The sequence below is a fragment of the Chroococcidiopsis sp. CCALA 051 genome (assembly GCF_003015105.1).
GTDB classification, from domain to species: Bacteria; Cyanobacteriota; Cyanobacteriia; order Cyanobacteriales; family Chroococcidiopsidaceae; genus Chroococcidiopsis; species Chroococcidiopsis thermalis.
The window spans coordinates 1-20,012 of the sequence record NZ_PYCI01000032.1; the positions used below are offsets into that span (position 1 = coordinate 1).

General features: G+C 44.8%; 20 protein-coding genes. 9 read left to right on the forward strand and 11 right to left on the reverse strand.

Annotated elements, in window-relative coordinates:
* A partial coding sequence (pgeF, locus tag C7Y66_RS10060) for a peptidoglycan editing factor PgeF (protein ID WP_233222611.1) occupies positions 1-664 on the forward strand: 664 nt, incomplete at its 5' end.
* A 201-nt stretch (positions 665-865) separates the two neighbouring features.
* Here the strand turns inward: pgeF and C7Y66_RS10065 are convergent.
* Positions 866-1,039, reverse strand: a complete 174-nt coding sequence (locus C7Y66_RS10065) for a DUF4278 domain-containing protein (protein ID WP_106545479.1) — start codon at positions 1,037-1,039, stop codon at positions 866-868.
* Between the two features lie 702 nt (positions 1,040-1,741).
* On the opposite strand from C7Y66_RS10065, the gene bchI reads away from it, so the two are divergent.
* Together bchI and C7Y66_RS10075 are read left to right on the forward strand one after the other, a co-directional pair.
* A complete protein-coding gene (gene bchI, locus C7Y66_RS10070) occupies positions 1,742-2,866 on the forward strand; it encodes a magnesium chelatase ATPase subunit I (protein WP_015153067.1) in 1,125 nt (374 codons plus the stop codon).
* A gap of 139 nt (positions 2,867-3,005) precedes the next feature.
* The gene (locus tag C7Y66_RS10075) at positions 3,006-3,302 is read left to right on the forward strand and encodes a hypothetical protein (protein WP_015153068.1); all 297 of its coding nucleotides are present in this window, start codon (positions 3,006-3,008) and stop codon (positions 3,300-3,302) included.
* A 20-nt stretch (positions 3,303-3,322) separates the two neighbouring features.
* On the opposite strand, the gene C7Y66_RS10080 is transcribed toward C7Y66_RS10075, so the two are convergent.
* The 6 genes from C7Y66_RS10080 to C7Y66_RS10110 all read right to left on the reverse strand — a co-directional run bounded on the left by C7Y66_RS10080 (position 3,323) and on the right by C7Y66_RS10110 (position 6,968).
* Positions 3,323-3,742, reverse strand: coding sequence for a DUF309 domain-containing protein (locus tag C7Y66_RS10080; protein WP_106545480.1), 420 nt, complete (start codon positions 3,740-3,742; stop codon positions 3,323-3,325).
* Positions 3,743-3,867: 125 nt separating this feature from the next.
* Positions 3,868-4,233, reverse strand: coding sequence for a ferredoxin thioredoxin reductase catalytic beta subunit (locus C7Y66_RS10085; protein WP_015153070.1), 366 nt, complete (start codon positions 4,231-4,233; stop codon positions 3,868-3,870).
* Between the two features lie 163 nt (positions 4,234-4,396).
* Positions 4,397-4,819, reverse strand: a complete 423-nt coding sequence (locus C7Y66_RS10090; protein WP_041462359.1) for a hypothetical protein — start codon at positions 4,817-4,819, stop codon at positions 4,397-4,399.
* Positions 4,820-4,945: 126 nt separating this feature from the next.
* Positions 4,946-5,605 (reverse strand): phycobilisome degradation protein NblB, encoded by a 660-nt coding sequence (gene nblB / locus C7Y66_RS10095; protein WP_015153071.1) that lies wholly within the window; start codon positions 5,603-5,605, stop codon positions 4,946-4,948.
* Positions 5,606-5,836: 231 nt separating this feature from the next.
* Entirely contained in the window at positions 5,837-6,301 is a 465-nt protein-coding gene (locus tag C7Y66_RS10100; protein WP_015153072.1) for a CBS domain-containing protein, read from the reverse strand.
* Positions 6,302-6,590: 289 nt separating this feature from the next.
* Positions 6,591-6,968, reverse strand: a complete 378-nt coding sequence (locus C7Y66_RS10110; protein WP_015153073.1) for a YggT family protein — start codon at positions 6,966-6,968, stop codon at positions 6,591-6,593.
* A gap of 248 nt (positions 6,969-7,216) precedes the next feature.
* Here C7Y66_RS10110 and C7Y66_RS10115 point away from each other — a divergent pair, with 248 nt between their 5' ends.
* Positions 7,217-9,040, forward strand: a complete 1,824-nt coding sequence (locus C7Y66_RS10115; RefSeq protein ID WP_106545481.1) for an EAL domain-containing response regulator — start codon at positions 7,217-7,219, stop codon at positions 9,038-9,040.
* Positions 9,041-9,061: 21 nt separating this feature from the next.
* Here C7Y66_RS10115 and C7Y66_RS10120 read toward each other — a convergent pair whose 3' ends face one another.
* Positions 9,062-10,390 carry a lipopolysaccharide biosynthesis protein gene (locus C7Y66_RS10120; protein WP_106545482.1) on the reverse strand — a complete coding sequence of 443 codons (1,329 nt, stop codon included), beginning with the start codon at positions 10,388-10,390 and terminating at the stop codon, positions 9,062-9,064.
* A 547-nt stretch (positions 10,391-10,937) separates the two neighbouring features.
* On the opposite strand from C7Y66_RS10120, the gene C7Y66_RS10125 reads away from it, so the two are divergent.
* The 3 genes from C7Y66_RS10125 to C7Y66_RS10135 all read left to right on the forward strand — a co-directional run bounded on the left by C7Y66_RS10125 (position 10,938) and on the right by C7Y66_RS10135 (position 14,380).
* Positions 10,938-11,702 (forward strand): YebC/PmpR family DNA-binding transcriptional regulator, encoded by a 765-nt coding sequence (locus C7Y66_RS10125; protein WP_106545483.1) that lies wholly within the window; start codon positions 10,938-10,940, stop codon positions 11,700-11,702.
* A 414-nt stretch (positions 11,703-12,116) separates the two neighbouring features.
* The gene (locus tag C7Y66_RS10130) at positions 12,117-12,962 is read left to right on the forward strand and encodes a hypothetical protein (protein ID WP_015153077.1); all 846 of its coding nucleotides are present in this window, start codon (positions 12,117-12,119) and stop codon (positions 12,960-12,962) included.
* A gap of 149 nt (positions 12,963-13,111) precedes the next feature.
* Complete coding sequence (locus tag C7Y66_RS10135; protein ID WP_106545484.1) at positions 13,112-14,380, forward strand: FAD-dependent hydroxylase; 1,269 nt, start codon at positions 13,112-13,114, stop codon at positions 14,378-14,380.
* A gap of 27 nt (positions 14,381-14,407) precedes the next feature.
* On the opposite strand, the gene cynS is transcribed toward C7Y66_RS10135, so the two are convergent.
* Positions 14,408-14,845 (reverse strand): cyanase, encoded by a 438-nt coding sequence (gene cynS, locus C7Y66_RS10140; protein WP_015153079.1) that lies wholly within the window; start codon positions 14,843-14,845, stop codon positions 14,408-14,410.
* Between the two features lie 759 nt (positions 14,846-15,604).
* Between cynS and C7Y66_RS10145 the strand changes: the two genes are divergently transcribed.
* Entirely contained in the window at positions 15,605-16,513 is a 909-nt protein-coding gene (locus C7Y66_RS10145) for a phytanoyl-CoA dioxygenase family protein (RefSeq protein WP_106545485.1), read from the forward strand.
* A 139-nt stretch (positions 16,514-16,652) separates the two neighbouring features.
* Here C7Y66_RS10145 and C7Y66_RS10150 read toward each other — a convergent pair whose 3' ends face one another.
* Positions 16,653-17,849 carry a hypothetical protein gene (locus C7Y66_RS10150; RefSeq protein WP_106545486.1) on the reverse strand — a complete coding sequence of 399 codons (1,197 nt, stop codon included), beginning with the start codon at positions 17,847-17,849 and terminating at the stop codon, positions 16,653-16,655.
* Between the two features lie 260 nt (positions 17,850-18,109).
* Here C7Y66_RS10150 and C7Y66_RS10155 point away from each other — a divergent pair, with 260 nt between their 5' ends.
* Positions 18,110-19,699 (forward strand): glycoside hydrolase family 57 protein, encoded by a 1,590-nt coding sequence (locus C7Y66_RS10155; RefSeq protein ID WP_015153082.1) that lies wholly within the window; start codon positions 18,110-18,112, stop codon positions 19,697-19,699.
* Between the two features lie 49 nt (positions 19,700-19,748).
* On the opposite strand, the gene C7Y66_RS10160 is transcribed toward C7Y66_RS10155, so the two are convergent.
* On the reverse strand, positions 19,749-19,976 hold the full coding sequence (locus C7Y66_RS10160) for a photosystem II protein, Psb35-related (RefSeq protein WP_015153083.1): 228 nt from the start codon (positions 19,974-19,976) through the stop codon (positions 19,749-19,751).
* Positions 19,977-20,012 lie beyond the last annotated feature (36 nt).

The window sequence follows — 20,012 nt, forward strand, 5'->3', positions numbered from 1 at the left end:
GAGCAGGGACGAGCTGGGGGGGAAAGAACTGGGGGAGTTGGGGAAGCAATTCAAAATTCAAAATTCCCTACACCCCACACCCTATTTACCAGCCACCAGCCACCAGCCACTAGCCACTCCCCTCACAGAGGCAGATGGATTGCTCACAGAACAGCCGCTACAGGCAGTTTGGGTAGCGAGTGCCGATTGTACGCCTGTATTAATTGCCGATCGCCATACCGGACAAGTTGCAGCCGTTCATGCAGGCTGGCGGGGAACGGCGATGAAAATTGTGCCGCAAGCGATTGCGCGTTTGCAAGCACAAGGTAGCAAAATTCAAGATTTGCGCGTCGCTTTGGGTCCTGCGATCGCGGGGAGTGTCTATCAGGTTTCCCGACAGGTAGCAGCTGAAGTTGGAGCTAGCATTACTGCAACTGATGCCACAACCGAAATTCTCAACTGTTTAGCTGAAATACCCAACTCTCCTCTATTTCCCGATTCTCACCCAGAAAGAGTCCGGTTGGATATCCGGCGGGTTATTACCTTGCAATTAGAGCAATTGGGTATTAGTCCCGAACAAGTGGCGATCGCTCCTCACTGTACCTACCAAGAACCAGAACGTTTCTTTTCCTATCGTCGCGACAAACAGAAAAAAGTTCAATGGTCGGGAATTATTAGCCAATAAACATTGGTAATGGGTAGTTGGTAATTGGTAATGGGTAATTGGTAATGGGTGTTAATTGTTGGGTATTAGTTGTTGACTTAGCTACTATAGCAATCCTAGATGAATCGTGAAATTAATTGCTCGTGTAGAGACGTTACATGTAACGTCTCTACACTGGACACGTTTACAAATCAACTTGAATTGCTATATTCACTACTCACTTTAATAAGCTAATCCACGATATTTTAATTGTTGAGTAAGTTGGGGGGCGATCGCTTGTGTGGCTGGACGAGAACCGAAGCTGACACCTCGATATTTTCCTGCTACTTGCTTAGTAACTACTGGAGCTGATCGATTAGATTTGGTGTAAACTAAACCACGATAAGAAAGCTGCATTTGTTGTTTCTCCTTTAGGTAATATGTGTTTGATGAACGTGTAAATAAAATAAATTTGAACGTGGTAGATTCCTTACTAAAGTTAATTTCCAGAAAGATTTTGAACGCGATATAAATACTGAAGAATTGCAAGAATTCCAGTGATAAGAATTCCCGTTGTCTTACTCTTAACTACCTCCCATAATTCATAATTTCGGATTTGAAATTATGAATTTTTGTGACTAGCTGCAAGTTGAAAGCGCCAATTCATTGCTCGTGGCTGTACCTACTCCGGGAAAGGGCGCGGCGTGGGTTCAAACTTTTTGTCCAGGAGGATGAAACCGCCAGTTTAAAGCGTGGGGTTTGATGTAGGGTTGGATAGCAGCAGGTGTATAATCGCAAATTTGAGCGCGGTAGATGAGAAACACTATGTTACCGATTTCTATCTCTTACGCGCAGCTTGATGTTTATCCTCGGGGTTGTCAGCAGATAGCCTGCCTGTATTTCATGCAGTCCGACACGAGAGATCTGCTGAGGAATGTCACGAATTACGCTCCACAAAGCCGTTACATTGGTCAATAGCTGCGAATTCTATTTGCCTGCTGCAAGCTCTAGCACTGCATAACGTGTCACTGGCATTACTGCATTACGTGTCAATGGTGGCACTGCATTATGTGGCAAAATTAAAGACGGTGTTAAGAAAAAACTTTAATAGGTAATCCCGTGACAACTGCTACCGCTGCTCGTCGTGTCGTGTTTCCTTTCACCGCTATTGTGGGTCAGGACGAAATGAAACTCGCCCTTTTACTCAACATTATTGACCCGAAAATTGGCGGGGTAATGATCATGGGCGATCGCGGTACTGGCAAATCTACCACGATCCGCGCTTTAGCTGACCTATTGCCAGAGATTGAAGTTGTGGCGGACGATCCATTTAACAGCCATCCTAGCGATCCCGATTTGATGGGCGATGCAGCACGGCAACTGTTAGAACAAGGTGCAGAAATTCCCATCGCTAAGAAAAAAATTACTATGGTCGATCTGCCATTGGGAGCGACAGAAGACCGAGTTTGCGGCACGATTGATATTGAGAAAGCCTTATCTGAAGGTGTCAAAGCTTTTGAACCAGGACTGCTGGCAAAGGCAAATCGCGGTATCCTCTACGTCGATGAAGTTAACCTACTTGACGATCACCTTGTAGACGTATTGCTAGACTCCGCCGCCAGTGGTTGGAATACTGTAGAACGGGAAGGCATTTCAATCCGTCACCCCGCCCGTTTCGTTCTCGTTGGTTCTGGCAACCCAGAAGAAGGTGAATTGCGCCCTCAACTACTCGATCGCTTCGGAATGCACGCAGAAATTCATACTGTAAAAGAACCAGCCTTGCGGGTACAAATTGTGGAACAAAGGTCGGATTTCGACCAAAACCCACTGCAATTTTCTGACAAATATCAGCCACAGCAACAAGCTTTACAACAACAGCTGATTAAGGCTCAAGAGTTGTTACCTTCAGTACAAATGGATTACGATCTGCGGGTAAAAATTTCTGAAGTTTGCTCCGAACTTGATGTTGATGGCTTGCGGGGTGACATTGTAACCAACCGCGCAGCTAAAGCGATCGCGGCGTTTGAAGGTCGTACTGAAGTCACAGTAGATGATATTCGTCGTGTCATTACTCTATGCCTGCGTCACAGACTGCGGAAAGACCCCTTAGAGGCGATCGATTCTGGATACAAAGTAGACAAGGCATTTAGCCGCGTGTTTGGCATTGAACCAGCGACGGATGAAATGTCAGAGAAAACAGCGCAAGCTAATGGTATTGGACAAGCAGGCGGACGCTATCGCTAGCCTTAAATTCCCCACGATCAAATATTTTAATTTGTGTACGGGCGGCTTTATCAAATAGATTAACAGCTTTAGCTGTAATTTTTAGTCAAAATCCGCCCCTACAAGTTTTGACTTTTAACTTTTGACTTTTGACTTGCCTATGAGAATTTGGCTTATTTGGTGGAACACCCTAGTTTTTTCTTGTCAGCACAATCCACCCCAGCTGATCGAAATGCTGATGTTATTGTTGGCAACGATGTTATTGGGGACTTGGCTAATTTCACCCCATTGGTCTTATCAAGCATTAGCCTGGAGTTACTTAATCGGGGTATCGGCTTCCATGTGGATACGAGAGGCGATCGCCCCTACCTACCAAGCGCGTCCTACCCAAGTTATTGCCGTACTGTTATTTATCCTCAGCCTCTACGGTTTTGCTGACTTGTTTCAATATTTGTAGAAGTGAGTAGTCAAGTCTGCCTACAAAATCTCTGACTCAGCTGGTACGATTTTCGGCAGGGGCAAGGTAGAAGTTCCTGTGGCGATTGCATCTTTCCCCAATTGCCAAGTTCTCACCTTTTCTACACCCGCTTGTTGCAGTGTTTTTAATAAATCGGCACTTGAAATTATCAATTCATCAACATCAATCCCGCTATAAGCACTAGGATACCTGTCTAGCCGCTTAATGCCTTCTCCTAACAAAATGACTGCCCCGTGCCAATTCTTATTACCCAGATGATAAAGCCCTACAGCAACTTGTAAAACTCCCTGGTAGAAAGTTTTTTCCGGTTCAGTTGCTTCCATCCATAAGGCTTCTAAGGTATCGTGACAGGCGTAGAACTGCCCTTGATTGAACTGTTCTACACCCTGCCAAAACTCCTCTGGTTCCTCTTGATTCAAGATTTTATACCTCACACGCAATTGTTAAATCGGGGCGGGTTTGTCTACTTTTTCTAATGGAAGTAGATATTTTTGGTGAACCCACCCCTACAATTCCGAATTCCGAATTCCGAATTCCGAATTCTCTATCCCATGCTTTCTCGCACGGTTTTGATGTATTCTAAATCGATGTCCTGTTGTTCTCCAGCAAAGTCGTTGTCTGGAGTTAAGAACAGCATACAGTGACACTCTTTACGTTCGCGCATTGGTACACAAGGGCAATTCCAGAAAGTTGCGTGAACTTCTGCTTCCTTGTCTTCATAATGGCGACAGGGACATAAAGGCGCACCAAGATCGTCTTTGTGTTTGGCAAGCCCTTCTACTACTACAGCTGTCACGGAAGGATCGGCGCAAAAATATGTTCCCGTGCGCTTGGCGTAAGTCTGGGAGAACTGCCACATTGCCTCTAGGCTTTTCTCAGTCGATAGAGCGTTGTTTTCTGTTGTGTTCATAACCTTTCTTGACGAATCTTTAAGTTTTGTTTACAAGAGCTGAAGCATTGTTTCTAGCATTTTAACAACATAGATGTTGCAAAAGTGAATATAAGTCGTAAGTCGTAAGTTAAGAAGCCGCTAGTCACCAGCCACCAGCCACCAGTCACTATTCACCTGCTGATTACAGTTTTGCTTTGGACAACTCATCGTGTAACGCCCGTAAAGTAGGGTATTGAGAGCGCAGTTGCGTGATGCCCGTCCAATCAGATTGAGTGTTGCACGATTTACAGACAGCCTTGATTCGTTGTAAATGTTGGACGGCTTCTCGATAGGCAGAGCGATTTTTTTGCTCGATCGCCTGCGTAGCTAATTGTTTGTAAAGCGCGATCGCCATTTGGGGATGGGTAGTTTCGATTGCCTTGGCTAGGGCTTGGCGAAATCTAGACTGCTCCCACTCTTTGAGCTGGGGAAATAATTCTAGCACCCGCTCGATATTTTTCTCGTAAAAGGCAATATGTGTCAGCAAGAGCAGCTGTTTGTTCTGCTGGAGTTTTTGTAGTACGTTATCTCGCAGTTGCCGTATAGTGGTTTGAGCGAATATCATTCGCGACTACACAAACAAAGTCCGCCTGCGCGGACTGAAACATATTCAATCTCTTAATCTGCTTAAGCAGATTTTGTCTATATAGCTGCGAATTTTATTCGCCAAACTTCCTAGAAACAAATTTTACTACAAACTATTTTTTGCTTCTTGAGATACAGCTTCAACTTCATCTTTTGCTAACTGCTCGATCAGAGTCCGAGCTTGTTCGCCGCCCAATTTAGCTAAAGCTTGCACGACGCGATAGCGAATTTGCCAATCGGGGTTGGTAGCAAAAGGAACTAGTAATTCTATTGCTTGCGGATTGCCTAAATCTCCCAGAGAGCTAATTGCCGCAGTTTTATCTAACTCGCTACCCGATTCCAATGCTTCTTTTAATAAGTCAAAAGAGCGCGGATCGCCCAATTCGCCTAGAGTTGCAATAATACTAAACCGCACTAACCACTCGGGCGTACTGTGATAGACTTGCGCTAAATCTGCAAACGCATCAGTTAACTTCAGCGCTCCCAGACAGTCAGCCGCAGCAGCTTGTACGTCTGGTTCGGGGTCGTTAAGTAGGCGATCGCGCAATACATTTAAACTAGTATCTAAATCTTGTCCTCCCAAAGTGTCCAACTGACTTACTGCCGAGTAGCGAACTCTGGCGTTGGGGTCATCAATTGCCTTGAGCGCCAACTCCAGCGCAACTCCTTTATCTTCCAATTCGCGAACTTGATTCATCGCCCGCAAGCGATCGCCCAAATCCTGCGAATCGAGTAATTGCTTTACCGATTCTGGACTAACAGCCATTTTGAATTTGTTATTTGTATTTGGTAATTTGTATTTACTCTTACCATTTTTTAGGGGCAAGAAGTCAGAAGTCAGAAGTCAGAAGTTAAAAGTCAAAAGTTAAAATCTAGAAGACGAGAAGTAATTTTCCCTGCTCCCTGCCCTACTCTCTAATGACTTTCTTCACTGACTACTTTGTAGAAACGTTACATGCAACGTCTCTACGCTGATAAGTGATAACTGATAACTGAATCACTGGTCGCTGGCTGCTAAGTCGCGTACGATATCGCCACGAGTCAAAATTCCGATCACCTTACCGCTAGGATCGACGACTGGCAAACGCGGGATCTTGCGATCGTGCATCAGTTGTGCTGCATCTCGCAATGGTTTATCAGGAGCAACGGTAATCAAATCTTGACTCATTACCTCTCCCACCGTCTGCCCCAACGCTTTATGCAAGTCTCGTTCGTATTGAGCCGGATTTTTCAGGAAAATCACGCTATCAAGAAACATGATGTAAGCCGGGGGAGTAACTCCTGTTTCTTGCCACATCAGATCTGTCTCTGAAATCGTACCGATTAACTTGCCTGCATCGTCTACCACGGGTAAACCACTAATACGCTTTTCTGCCAAAAGCTTGATTGCATCATGCAGTGAGGTTTCTGGACGCACCACAATTGGGTCGCGGGTCATGACATCGGCAACAGTCTTAGGCATTTACAGACAGCTCTCTTTTGCAATATCCTCTAAATTTATTTTAAAGGGTGAGGTGCGCTCTGCGCAGGGTGTAGTGAGTGGTGTGTGGCGCGTGGTGCGCTCAGGCGTGGTGCGCTCAGGCGTGAAACACTTGTGAATTATGACTTGTGACTTGCCTTGCTTCCTCAGCTCCTCTGCTCTCTTCTCTCCTGCGCCCAAGTCCCCCTTGTCCTCCTTGTCTCCCTTGTCCCAATTTTGAATGCGCGAATGCGTGAATTTTGCCTCCGACTTACGACTCCCGACTCCCAAATTATTCTGTCCTACTGCCAATTAACCAAACTAATCTTCCTACCAACCAACCAAGAATCGCGTAAGCTGCAATTGCCACGATCGCGTTAATTTCAAACACCTGGGAATTACCAAACTTTGGCGTACCGAATAGGTTAGCAACTGGAGCGTAAAAAGGCTCGGAGAGATTATAGATAAATTGAGCAAATGTATTATCTGGATTCGCCCCAAACAGCCGCAAAATCATTCGTAACAACAGCAGCATCCCCAGCGCTCCGGCGAGGAAGTAAATAATTTGTACCAGCTTGCTGACAGTAGCATTACGGCTAGCCAGCGTCACTCGCCGTTCTGCTTCACGTAGCCGAATTTCTTCATGCCGCTGTCGGTCGTCATCCCTCATTTGCTCCTACCTGTACCTTGCGATCGCGATTTTCTCTGTTAGTTAATTTTAATTTAAAAAAAATTATCCAAGTCTCAAGGGTGAAACAAATCCATATTTTTCAAATCTTCATCGAATTCTTCATTGTACGCATACCTAAATTACTCTTGCTTAAGTCACGATAAAAGCACGACTGTCAAAAATTTAGTTATTTTTTCTATCCTCAAAGTTAACTGCTAATAGCTAGCTAATCATAGCTATTTCCTGCAATGGTCGATATAAATCAGAGATCTTCTATTTTAATTGTTGACGACAGCCCGCTCAATGTTAAAGGTTTGTTTAAAATCTTACACCACTCTGGGTTTATAGTTTCTGTTGCAAACAGCGGTGAAAATGCTTTATTGGAAATCAAAAATACATTACCAGATCTAATTTTATTAGACGTAGTAATGGTAGGAATGAATGGCTTTGAAACTTGTCGTCATCTCAAAGCCGATCCAGCAACTCAAGATATTCCAGTGATTTTTATTAGTGCTTTAGATGAAGCAACCAATAAAGCCGAATGCTTTGCAGTTGGCGGAGTTGATTACATTACCAAGCCCTTTGCAGCCGAGGAAGTGTTAGCGCGAGTCAGACATCAATTGGCATTACGTGCAGCCAAAATAGAAATCGAACGGCTTAACCAAGAACTAGAAGCAAGAGTTCGCCAGCGAACGCTGCAACTAGAGGCAGTCAACCGACAGTTGCAACAAGAAATTAGCGATCGCCATCAAGTACAAGAGCAATTAGTCTACAGTGCTTTGCACGATGCCTTAACCCATCTCCCCAACCGTACCTTGTTGATGGAACGCTTGGAAATGGCGTTACAACGGGTAAAACGATATCCAGACCATTTATTTGCCGTTTTATTTATCGACTTAGACCGTTTCAAAACGATCAACGACAGTTTAGGGCATCAGGTAGGCGATCGATTGCTATTGGCGATCGCCCATCAGCTACAACAACTCGTCCGCTCCACAGATACAGTGGCTCGCTTAGGCGGAGATGAATTTATCATTCTCCTCGACCCCATTCAAGATATTAATGATGCGATTCGAGTTGCCGAGCGAATTCACACCCAATTGCGATCGCCACTGCAACTCGCAAGCAGAGAAATATTTATCGGTGCTAGTATCGGTATCGCTGCGAGTGCAACTCACTATCAACAAGGCTCAGAGCTGCTGAGAGATGCAGATATAGCCATGTACCGTGCTAAAGAGCAAGGTAAAGCGCGGTATGAAATTTTTGACCGAGCTATGTATGCTGAAGCAATCCAAAAGCTGCAAATCGAAAACGATCTGCGTCAAGCAGCAGTCGGACAAGAGTTTCACCTCAATTACCAGCCAATCGTCTCTTTAGATACAGGTAAAATTATCGGTTTTGAAGCGCTACTACGCTGGCTGCATCCCGAACGGGGTTTGATTTCTCCGTCCCAGTTTATCCCGATTGCTGAAGAAACTGGATTAGTTGTTCCGATTGGTGAATGGGTGCTTTTCACAGCTTGCAGTCAAATGAAACAATGGCAAACTAAATTTTCTCATCCACCCGCCAAAATCAGCGTTAACCTCTCGCTGAAACAATTGCGAGAACCCGATTTTCTGGAGAAGATAGATCGCATATTAACCGAAACGGAAATTGCCGGCGAGAGTCTCAACCTAGAACTGACCGAAAGTATGCTCATGGACAACGTGGAAGAACTGATCTTCGTTCTCGGACAACTGCGGGCGAGAAATATTCGCCTGAGTATTGACGACTTCGGTACGGGTTATTCTTCTCTCAGCTATTTACATCGTTTTCCAATTGATTATTTAAAAGTAGACCGAGCTTTTATCAGTGGAATTGGAACTGGTGGCAAATCTCGTCAGATTGCAGCCACAATTATTTCCCTAGCTCACCAGTTAGGAATTAAAGCGATCGCTGAAGGCGTGGAAACTCCAACTCATTTACAACACTTACATGCATTAGATTGTGAAGAAGCACAGGGATATTTATTTTCTAAACCCCTAGATTTAGCAGCCGCAGAGTCTTTAATTTTGACCAATCCTCAGTGGTGAGTTAACAGAGTTGCGATCGCTTCACGTCCGATGCACCATTTTTTGCTTGAGTATGTAAAAATCCGATCGCTTTGCTAGCAAGCTTGGGGGTCGAACTTTTAACACGAGCGGATAGCAAGCCAAGACAAATACGAGTCGGACTACGGTTGAACAGAGTAAAGCCCAACCCGCACCTTGCAATCCCAACCGAGGCACGAGTAATAACAGGAAGGGAACGCTCAGCCCCAAGCCAATTGTTTGCAGAAGTGTCACCGTTCCAGGTCTTCCTAATGCCATAAATGCTTGTGCCAGTATCCAGACGCTACCGTCAACCACAGTCATCACTACCAGAATGCGAAATACAGGGACAGCTCCCATAAACTCAGCACCGTAAAGCAAGTTGAGCAGCATCGGTCCTACTATAAATAAAATCGCAGCTGCCATAGTAGTTAGAGCTGTGCTGATACGCGCTGCCATCCCAGTTACAGCAACAACTTCTGCTATGGGACGAGCTGCTGTTTTAGGTAACAGCACTGTGACAATCGAATGCTGAAACAGATTCAGCATCCGGGATAAGCTCAGGGAAATCACATATTTTCCCATAGCTTCGGGTGCTAACAAATTGATCACTAGCGCTTGATCCACTTGTACTGATAGCGTACCGATTAGATCGATACCGTATGCCCTCAAACCATAACTCACCAGACGTTGGTAAGATTTTCTCAACCCGCTTAAACGGGGACGAAAGCGCTGCCATACGCAACGCGATAGCCAAAAAAATATCGGGAGACTGGGAAATGCATAAGCAATGACAGCAGTAAAAGGAGTGAGGTTGTCTGAAACTGCTAGTCCGGTCAAGATAACTAATGTTGTTAACGGTTGCAGATATTGTGCTTGATTGGCAGTTTTGAAATTGTAATCTGCTTCCAGTGCTGCGGTATAAATAGTTGTCAGCATGATTATGGGCGACAGCACCATAAACCATTGAGCGTAGCGGATGACTTCTGGCGAATACTGAGTTAACCACTGCGGGATGAAAAGTATCCCTGCGATCGCTGCCACTATACCTAATATCGTACCCAGGACGAGGGTAGCAGAAAAAATCTCTGATTCCTGCTCTGGATTGCGTTTGAGATAATAGCGTAAAGCAATTGGCAGCCCCAAAGTCATAGTAAAGGCTAAAAATTGGGGCCACAGAGCGATCGCTGCTTGTTCGCCTCGCCCATCAGGTCCCAAAATACGTGCTGTAATCGCACCCGTACATGTATTAGCAGCTAAAATCAATATCTTCGTCAGCAGTGTTTGCAAGGTAGCAGCAGTCGCGCCACGTCCCGCTAGTACCCAACGAACACTAGCACCTACAGTTTTCATCCATTCAACTCCAGTCTCATCAAAGCTCGAATTCTGTTTTTCTATTAATTCCTCTCAATATCGGGAATAAATAGTTAAAAAATGTCTGATTTGTGCTACGTCAAGACTAATTCTCCATTCAGCGAAAAATAGCTATTAATGGTTTCTGTTTGTCCATTGATGGCTACTTCAAAACATATTTTCAAAGGGTCTTGCCTCGACAACGGCATTTGTTAACGCTAATGGAGTAAGGGAACATTGTAAATTTAACCATAGATAGATGCAAAGAAATGTAAATGAGGAAAATAGTTTCTTCACAGTTTGGTCAGCACTGATTCTCATGGGTTAATTTATACATGCCTCGATCGCTAAGCTATTCCATTAGCATCTGTTACTGTTAAAAAAATAGTCTCTATTGCTACTTCACTCGCTAACATTATGTAGAGGTATTACATACAATGCCCGAGTCTCTTGTGGGCAGTGAGATTGAAGTATGGAAACAACGATCGAGAGTGATAATAGTCACAAGTTTTCCAACTTCAGACAGAGTGTGACAATAGAAGCAATTATGGCAGGACACAGTAAATGGGCGAACATTAAACGTCAAAAAGCAAGGGTTGATGCCGTCAAGGGGAAAACATTTACGCAATTGTCGCGGGCAATTATTGTGGCGGCGAGAAATGGCGTACCCGATCCGGCAGGAAATTTTCAGTTGCGAACAGCGATAGAGAAAGCCAAAGCAGCAGGCATTCCAAATGAAAATATCGAGCGAGCGATCGCTAAAGGCGCGGGTACGTATGAAGACTCTGCCAATTTAGAAGAAATTCGCTATGAAGGTTACGGTCCTGGTGGCGTGGCGATTTTGATTGAGGCTTTGACTGACAACCGCAACCGTACTGCTGCCGACTTGAGAGCTGCCTTTAGTAAAAATGGGGGAAATTTAGGTGAAACAGGCTGCGTTAGTTGGATGTTCGAGCGCAAAGGAGTCGCGCTGGTTTCTGGCAAAATAGATGAAGACGAACTTTTAGAAGCATCTCTAGAAGGTGGCGCGCAATCCTATGAAATTAACGAGGATGAGCATGGGCGCTCGGCTGATGTGATGACAGAGATCGGCAATTTGGAAGCTCTAACTCAGAAGCTGAAAGAAAAAAGTTTTGTTGTAGACGAAGTAGAATTGCGTTGGATTCCCAGTAATACAATAGAACTTACCGATCCAGAACAGGCGCGATCGCTTTTGAAGTTAATCGATGCTTTAGAATCTTTGGATGACGTGCAGAACGCTACCGCTAACTTTGACATGAGCGATCGGTTAATGGCAATGAGCTTTGCTTAGTCTATAGCAGGGAGCGTACGAGCAGAGAGCTGAGCTTCTGAGCAGATGAAAAAGTTACACCACGAGCGCGACTTGCAGTCCAGAGACTTGCTTATAAAGAAAATTAATCGGGACGCACGGCTGCGCGTTCCGATTAAGTATGTATTTCACGTGTATCTCATTTAGCTAAAAGAGTCTATCAATCTTTCTGCACCTATACGGTAATGATTAATTAGTCAAGTGCCGCTTTGAGCGATTTTAGTGAGAAGTCGTAAATCATAAAAGCCTTTTTCAGATCATAATATTGGCGATCGCTCTATCAATAGAGACGAGATCTATTTGGATCTAAAATATTTTCGCTACTTTGACAGATCCAAAGATTATAGTATTATTTTATACGCAAGTTTATTTCTTTCCATTTTAATCGTACGCCTAATGCTCAAGGAGATTGGATATAAGGTTTGGCAATTAAAAACTGAATTCATTTACAGACTAGCGTTAAAAAGATATGCCAAGTCACTGCCCGCACTTTCTCTAGCCGATCGACAAATTGTCGATCGGTTGCAGCAAGAGGGAGTTTACGTGACTTCTTTAGAAAAGTTGGGATTTGCTTCCACTCCACAGATGGTTGATGCTTGCAGCGAAGTTCTGTCTTGTACCGAACCCGAACGCGATCGGAGTGCGGCAAAATCTCCGCTTCAAATCTACACCCTATCAGAATTAACAGATTTCTCTTTATGGGGAAACGAACGGCGACTGCTTGACATCGTTCAAAACTATATCGGTCTACCAATTAAATTTCAAGGTATCCAGTTGCGACGAGAATTCAGTCACCCACAGCAGTTTGGCGCGATGCTATGGCATAAGGATGGAGACGATCGCCGCAGTATCAAAGTCATCATATATTTGAGTGATGTTGACCGAGAGCATGGACCTTTTGAATACATTCCTAAATCCGTCACTGCCGCTGCTTGGCTAAGATTTCGGATCGATTATCAGATTTTCCGCACGGGTTTTTCCGGTCTGAAAAATGAAAAGATGGAGCAATTCGTCCCTAGATCTGCATGGAAATCATGTGTTGGAGCTGCGGGTACAGTGATACTGGTCGATACTCACAGCGTTTTTCATCATGGTAGCCTACGTACAGCAGAGCGCTCGGCTCTGTTTTTTGTTTATACGGCTCGAAACCCAAAACGTCCAGATCTTTGCCGTCGGTATAGCCATCACTCCCATCCCAGACTGAATTTATCGCGCAACTCTCAAAACCTAAAACAGCAGTAAGCCCCGAAGTTTAACACTATCAAGCTTGCGTCCTCCGATCGCAGCTAACTGCTGACTTCTAACTGCATCATGACTTGCTTACCCTGCGGATTCGCGGCAAAATGAAGATAAGTAAATATTCTTAATCAACTCGATATACTTTGTTAGACATGGCGTTCGAGCAACTTTCGCAATCAGTTTCACCTCCGCAAGCGATCGCACCCAATAACGGTTTTGACTACGACTTGGCGATCGTCGGTGGTGGAATTGTGGGCTTAACCCTTGCCTGTGCCTTGAAAAATTCGGGGTTGAGGGTGGCACTCATTGAAGCAAAGCCATACTCCGTAGCAGCGATGAAGGGGCAAGCATACGCCGTTCACATGTCTTCGCGACTAATTTTATCGGCAATCGGTGTCTGGGATAAAATTCTGCCTGGAATTGAAACGTTCCACCATGTCAAACTTTCCGATGCCGATCGCCCCAATGTGGTAGAGTTTCACCCAAAAGATTTGGGGAAGGAGGCGATCGGTTACGTTGCCGAACACCAAGCTTTATTAACGCCTTTACAGGAATTTTTGCACGAATGCTCCAACGTTGACTATTTATGTCCGGTAGAGTTGGTACGAACTGAGTTTCAATCGCACGGAGTCGAGTTGACACTCAATGTCTCGGGTAAGTCACGGCAAATTTGCACGCGGTTGTTGGTGGCGGCGGATGGCGCGCGATCGCGGATTCGTCAAAATGCGGGAATTAAAACTTGGGGCTGGCAGTACTGGCAGTCTTGTATTGTCGCTTTTGTCAAGCCAGAAAAACCCCACAACAACACGGCTTATGAAAAATTCTGGTCGAGCGGACCTTTCGCTATTTTACCCCTACCAGGAAATCGCTGTCGCATTGTTTGGACTGCTCCTCATGCCGAAGCAAAAGCTTTATTGGAATTGGATGACGCGCAGTTCCTCGCCGAACTCACCCGTAGGTACGGTACTCAAATGGGAGAACTACAACTAGAAGGCGATCGCTTTATGTTTCCGGTGCAGTTGATGCAAAGCGATCGCTATGTGTTGCCGCGTCTGGCACTGGTGGGCGATGCCGCTCACTGCTGTCATCCCGTGGGCGGACAAGGCTTGAATTTAGGAATTCGCGATGCTGCGGCTTTAGCTGAAGTGCTACAAACAGCCACTCGTCAAGGAGAAGATCTCGGCAGCTTGCAGGTACTCAAACGCTACGAACGCTGGCGCAAGCGAGAAAATTCAATGGTTTTGGGTTTTACCGATTTATTAGATCGGACGTTTTCGAATAATTATTTACCCGTGGCGATCGCTCGTCAATTCGGCTTGTGGGTTTTGCGGCGCGTACCTATTGTCAAGCGATCTGCCTTACAACTCATGACTGGTTTAGGAGGACGTTTGCCTCAAGTAACAGTTATCAGTGACCAGTGAACAGTTATCAATTAGATAACTGAATTTTTACCACTTTTTATATGGTAAAAATTTTCCCGACATGATCACTTTGACGCGATCGCCTTTGGGGTCTTCTTCTTTCTCTACATCTAAAGTAAAGTCAATTGCGCTCATAATGCCATCGCCAAATTTTTCATGAATCACGCTTTTGAGTGGCATTCCATACACTTGCATGATTTCATAAAAGCGATATATGAGCGGATCTGTCGGTACGACTGGACCTAAACCTTTGAGCGGGCATTCTGTTAGTTCTGGTGCTAATGTCGTCGGTAGCCCAATCGCCGATAAAATCTTTTCTGCCTCTGCCTGAGAAGCACTAGCTTGACGGTAAAAGACTGCGGCAATCCAAACTTCATCCCTACCGACTGCTTTTTCTAAATCGACAAAGGACATTCCTTTTTCTTGTTTTGCTGCTAAGAGTTTTTGCGTAATTTCAGGCAGCATTTTTTTACCTCTTAATTGCTCGTTTGATGTAATTGTATCGATTGTTCTATTTGGTTTTTGTGATGAATTTTACTGAAAAATACAGGGATTGTGAAGCAAAAGTCAAAAAGAAAAGAACAGAGTTTTGATAGTTTTGCTCTCGACTACAAGGTAATCGCCCCTCTAAATCTTCCTAAATTGATTTCTGAAGTTATCTCGATCGCGATTCGATTTTCTAGCTGCCGCACTGCTTAATTTATGGTTTTGCACTTCAATTGCGATTTCTATTGCCTTGAATGATAGTGAAAAGTACAGCTAGAATTTACACGCCATAATTACCGTAAATTACCGGATAGATTGAACTATTGTCTTTACAATATCTTATGATTTGTATCCGGAGCATTGGATTTATTTAAAAAGATCGTAAAGTTATCGGTATAGCTATTATTATTTTTTAGTAGTCTTTTATACTTACAGTGTTAGTCGTTTAACATTACTTATTGCTCATTTAACCCCGATTCTCATTGAGTAGGACGAAATTTCAGCGGCGGGTTGTGTAGCCATAAATTAACACCTGACTCCGAATCTCCATCAAGCTAATATTTCAAAGCAATTCACGAATGTCTGGGTTGGCACAACAACCTCATTTTAGTTCAATTTCATTGTGTTATGTTGCGTCACCTCTAAGCTAGATCGTACCGCTCAGAAGTAGTAGCAACAGGCAATCGTATTCTCTTGCCATGCAGTTATTAGAAGATCGTAGGGAATTCACGAAAATAAATGATTTCACTAATTAATTCTCAAAAACTATGGCTGAAGTTGCAACGGAGGTTTTTACAATACTCGGCAATCTCGCTCAAGCAGCCGCAGTGGTTGCTGATGTTTGCATTTAGCCGCATTCAGATTATTCGTTTTTTGGTGTTGCACTTAACTAAAAAACCTATAAAAATTGATTTTCTTAAAGAAAATTCTGTTTTTACAGAGCTCGATCCAGATCGGGCGGTTAAAGCTTTAAACAGCGATGGTTTGCATTTGGGGATTACGATCCCACCACATATACTCAAAGAGATTCTAGATTTTGCCAGAACAGCGACATACTACGGAAATGGAGACTTACAATTTCCGTTCTCGCTGGCGAATCGAAGAGTGCAAGAAATGAAATCTGGCAAAAGTTTTAGGATCGGCTACAATTTTGAGCCTACATCTCAATGTATGGCAATTAGGAAATTAGCAGGAGATCGGAAGCTGTGGGAAATTGCGGCAAAATATTTTGGCAGTCAACCAATGCTTGCCTGCACCCAGCTATGGTGGACTTTTGTGAACGATGCACCCGCTGAGGGTCGCGCTCAAGGTTTTTATCAGTTTCACTACGATCTGGAAGATTACACCTGTGTGAAATTCATGTTCTATCTCACAGATGTCGATCTATTGGGTGGTCCCCACGTTTGTGTGAAAGGCAGTCATAGAAATAAAAAGCTAAGTCACCAGTTTTCGCTACTGAGAGAAAGAGAAGATAGTGAAATTAAAGAATATTACGGTGACAAAAATATCGTGACAATTTGCGATCGCGCTGGGGTTGGTTTTGCCGAAGACCCCTCCTGCTTTCACAAAGGAATTCTGCCTCAAAAGAGCGATCGCCTGATTCTGGAGTTTAAATTTACTCTCAATAACTACGGCATAATTTTGTAACCGTAGGGTGGGCATTGCCCACCAGATTTTTCAATCGCTCCGGCATAATTGTGTCACAGTAGGGTGGGCATTGCCCACCAGATTTTTCAATCGCTCCGGCATAATTGTGTCACAGTAGGGTAGGCATTGCCTACCCTCTTTAGGGAGTCTCAAGCTTTGACTCAATCTGCTCTAAGTTCAGGTCAAATTTAGTCGCGATCGCCTGAATTATCCGGTCTTCTTCAGGTGTTTTGCGTCCGTCCAAGCGAGCGATGCGGCAGCACTGAGCCAATAAGGGAATCGCAAAGTCGCGGTTGAGCTGCTCTAAAAGCACCTCTAAAGGTTGGGGTGACTGAATATTTCTGGAGATTGCCTCTAAGGAAGAAGGACTGAGATTTAACTGCTTTAACTGTGGTTGGATTTCCGACCAAGTTTTTTCTGGGTGACTGGCGAGAATCATGTGGACTAAGATTCGATCCATTACCGCTTCTTGGGCGATCGCCGTTTCCAGATACTTTTTGCTTTGCTGTTCGAGTTGAGCAATTCCTGTTTTGGAGTTAAGGGTTTCTGGCGACTTCAATTTGGCTTCATAGAAGCGACACGCAGCGTATCCTAACGAGTAAAGCATGGCAGCGTTAGAACTCGCGCCAATAAACGCTCCAGCAAAAGGGACGTTACGTAATACCCCTAAACCCGCTAGCCTTAGTAACCGACCGCCTCCCAGTCCCAAGCCAAAAATTGTTAATACCTCTCCTTTGCGGCTAGGGTCTTTTAAACTGAGTCCGTAGGCAGCAGCAATTTGATGCACCATTTCCGCTTGCAGTTGGGTGGTTGCAGCTAAATCGACTGCTAAAAGTGCCAGTGCTACCCCTGGCAAGAAACTGGTAGCAAGTCCTATACCCCCAGCACGGGTAGCTTTTTCCACCATAATTCGGTGAGCGATTTGTTCGGGAGACTCTTCGGGATGCTCTTGCTGTAGTTTTTTGACGGCTGCTTCTGCTTTGGCTAAATCTACACTGTCGGTTGCCCCAATCAACCAATTGAGGTTGAGGAAGCGACTAATCCGTCGCACGAACCAGTTATTCCCTACCCACTCGATCGCTTCTCCAGCTTTTGTCGTCGCTGGAGAGAGCCAATTGTGGACTTGTTGTAAAGCTGCTTCTGGCAGTTGGGCGATCGCTCCTACTGCTTGACCTAATGTCTTAGAAAAGGACGACAATTCACCAGCCGCTTTTTCTCTGGAAGCTGAGACTGGCTGCACCTCCATTGCCTGATTGTTTTGAGAAGGCGTGACTTGCACTTTAACTTCTTCAACTGAGGCTGGCGATCGAGCTGACTGTCGCGAATTATCGTCCATTGTTCACCACTGTTGAGACGAACTTTACCTGTTGTGGTTTTAACGAAAAAGCGATTGGCTTGCTATCCCCCCCAAGGTGTAAGATTCTATGGACTCTGCTAGGGGATCGATCTTTACCTAGAAATTTTAGATTTTCTTATCATCTCGCACTTTTGCTACGCTTCCGATCCCGCTTTCGGCATAAAATTTGTTAAAACGACTTGACTTTCCCTGGTTCCTTCATTGCGATACCCGTTCACTTTACATTTCTAAATCTGATTATGGCTATTGGCTATGTCGCTCTTGTCCTCCACGCTCACCTACCCTTCGTGCGCCACCCAGAAAGTGACTACGTTCTGGAGGAAGAATGGCTTTATGAAGCGATCGCGGAAACCTACGTCCCTTTACTGCTGGTATTTGAAGGATTAAAACGAGACGGAATCGACTTTAAGATTACGATGAGCATGACACCCCCTTTGGTGTCAATGCTGCGCGATCCTCTACTCCAAGAACGGTTTGACGCTCATTTAGCTAAGCTGGAAGAGTTAGTGGAGCTAGAGGCAGAACGTAACGCTCACAACGGTCACATTCGCTACCTTGCCGAACATTACGTCAGTGAGTTCAATCAAATTCGCCAATACTGGGAACGCTTCAACGGCGATTTAGTCACGGCATTTAAGCAGTTTCAAGACAGCAACAACTTAGAAATCATCACTTGTGGCGCTACTCACGGCTACTTACCGTTGATGAAGATGTATCCCCAGGCAGTCTGGGCGCAGATTCAAGTCGCCTGCGAACACTACGAGCAAACTTTCGGACGACCTCCTAGAGGAATTTGGTTACCTGAATGTGCATACTATGAGGGTTTAGAGCGAATGTTAGCCGATGCTGGCTTGCGCTACTTCCTCACCGATGGGCATGGAATTCTTTACGCCCGCCCTCGTCCTCGCTTTGGTTCTTACGCGCCCATATTTACCGAGACTGGGGTAGCTGCTTTCGGTCGCGACCACGAATCATCTCAGCAGGTTTGGTCTTCAGAAGTCGGTTATCCTGGCGCATCTGAATATCGCGAATTTTACAAAGATTTAGGTTGGGAAGCCGAGTATGAGTACATCAAGCCCTATATCATGCCCAACGGACAGCGGAAAAATACGGGGATTAAATATCATAAAATCACTGGTCGCGGTCTGGGGTTGAGCGATAAAGCACTCTATGACCCCTACTGGGCGCGGGAAAAGGCAGCAGAACACGCTGGCAACTTCATGTACAACCGCGAACAGCAGGCTCGACATTTACACGGCATTATGCACCGTCCGCCGATTATTGTCTCGCCCTATGATGCGGAGTTATTCGGGCATTGGTGGTATGAAGGTCCTTGGTTTATCGATTACCTATTTCGTAAGTCTTGGTATGACCAGCAGACTTATCAAATGACGCACTTAGCGGATTATTTACAGGAAAACCCGACTCAGCAAGTGTGTCGTCCTTCGCAGTCGAGTTGGGGTTACAAAGGATTTCACGAATATTGGTTGAACGAGACTAATGCTTGGATTTATCCGCATCTCCACAAAGCCGCCGAACGGATGATTGAAATTGCCTACCGCGAACCCGTTGATGAGTTGGAATGGAAGGCGTTGAATCAGGCAGCGCGAGAGTTGTTACTAGCGCAGTCTTCCGACTGGGCGTTTATCATGCGAACGGGAACGATGGTTCCTTATGCGGTGAGAAGGACGCGATCGCACTTGATGCGCTTTAATAAGCTCTACGAGGATGTCAAAATCGGCAAAATCGACAGCGGCTGGTTGGAGAAGGTAGAACAAATGGATAATATCTTCCCCGAAATCAACTACCGCGTTTATCGTCCTTTGTAACCATCCTTTATAAAAATGTAGAGACGTTCCATGGAACGTCTCTACATTTTTAACCAGGTAAATTATTGCTCGTATAAGCATCCATCCGGTATGCCGGAGTGCGATCGCTGTAATCTATATCAGTACCAGTGATAGATTTGGCTAACTTTTCAAAAGACTTACTACGCCAGTTGCGATCGTGGATCGGTTTTCTTTGCTCTCCTAAAAAATATGCTTGGGTTCCGATGACAGAAGCTGCTACCCAACCGATTACCAATAGTGCAATTAGAATAGTCATCCCTGTTACCTCGTTTTAAGTGGTGTAACTTTATGT

Excerpts from the sequence above, each read along its gene's own strand:
- C7Y66_RS10065 (WP_106545479.1), bottom strand. The coding sequence starts at position 1,039 with ATGCAGCTTTCTTATCGTGGTTTAGTTTACACCAAATCTAATCGATCA.
- C7Y66_RS10075 (WP_015153068.1), top strand. The coding sequence starts at position 3,006 with ATGAGAATTTGGCTTATTTGGTGGAACACCCTAGTTTTTTCTTGTCAG.
- C7Y66_RS10085 (WP_015153070.1), bottom strand. The coding sequence starts at position 4,233 with ATGAACACAACAGAAAACAACGCTCTATCGACTGAGAAAAGCCTAGAG.
- C7Y66_RS10090 (WP_041462359.1), bottom strand. The coding sequence starts at position 4,819 with ATGATATTCGCTCAAACCACTATACGGCAACTGCGAGATAACGTACTA.
- nblB (WP_015153071.1), bottom strand. The coding sequence starts at position 5,605 with ATGGCTGTTAGTCCAGAATCGGTAAAGCAATTACTCGATTCGCAGGAT.
- C7Y66_RS10100 (WP_015153072.1), bottom strand. The coding sequence starts at position 6,301 with ATGCCTAAGACTGTTGCCGATGTCATGACCCGCGACCCAATTGTGGTG.
- C7Y66_RS10110 (WP_015153073.1), bottom strand. The coding sequence starts at position 6,968 with ATGAGGGATGACGACCGACAGCGGCATGAAGAAATTCGGCTACGTGAA.
- C7Y66_RS10115 (WP_106545481.1), top strand. The coding sequence starts at position 7,217 with ATGGTCGATATAAATCAGAGATCTTCTATTTTAATTGTTGACGACAGC.
- C7Y66_RS10120 (WP_106545482.1), bottom strand. The coding sequence starts at position 10,390 with ATGAAAACTGTAGGTGCTAGTGTTCGTTGGGTACTAGCGGGACGTGGC.
- C7Y66_RS10125 (WP_106545483.1), top strand. The coding sequence starts at position 10,938 with ATGGCAGGACACAGTAAATGGGCGAACATTAAACGTCAAAAAGCAAGG.
- C7Y66_RS10130 (WP_015153077.1), top strand. The coding sequence starts at position 12,117 with ATGCTCAAGGAGATTGGATATAAGGTTTGGCAATTAAAAACTGAATTC.
- C7Y66_RS10135 (WP_106545484.1), top strand. The coding sequence starts at position 13,112 with ATGGCGTTCGAGCAACTTTCGCAATCAGTTTCACCTCCGCAAGCGATC.
- cynS (WP_015153079.1), bottom strand. The coding sequence starts at position 14,845 with ATGCTGCCTGAAATTACGCAAAAACTCTTAGCAGCAAAACAAGAAAAA.
- C7Y66_RS10145 (WP_106545485.1), top strand. The coding sequence starts at position 15,605 with ATGATTTCACTAATTAATTCTCAAAAACTATGGCTGAAGTTGCAACGG.
- C7Y66_RS10150 (WP_106545486.1), bottom strand. The coding sequence starts at position 17,849 with ATGGACGATAATTCGCGACAGTCAGCTCGATCGCCAGCCTCAGTTGAA.
- C7Y66_RS10155 (WP_015153082.1), top strand. The coding sequence starts at position 18,110 with ATGGCTATTGGCTATGTCGCTCTTGTCCTCCACGCTCACCTACCCTTC.
- C7Y66_RS10160 (WP_015153083.1), bottom strand. The coding sequence starts at position 19,976 with ATGACTATTCTAATTGCACTATTGGTAATCGGTTGGGTAGCAGCTTCT.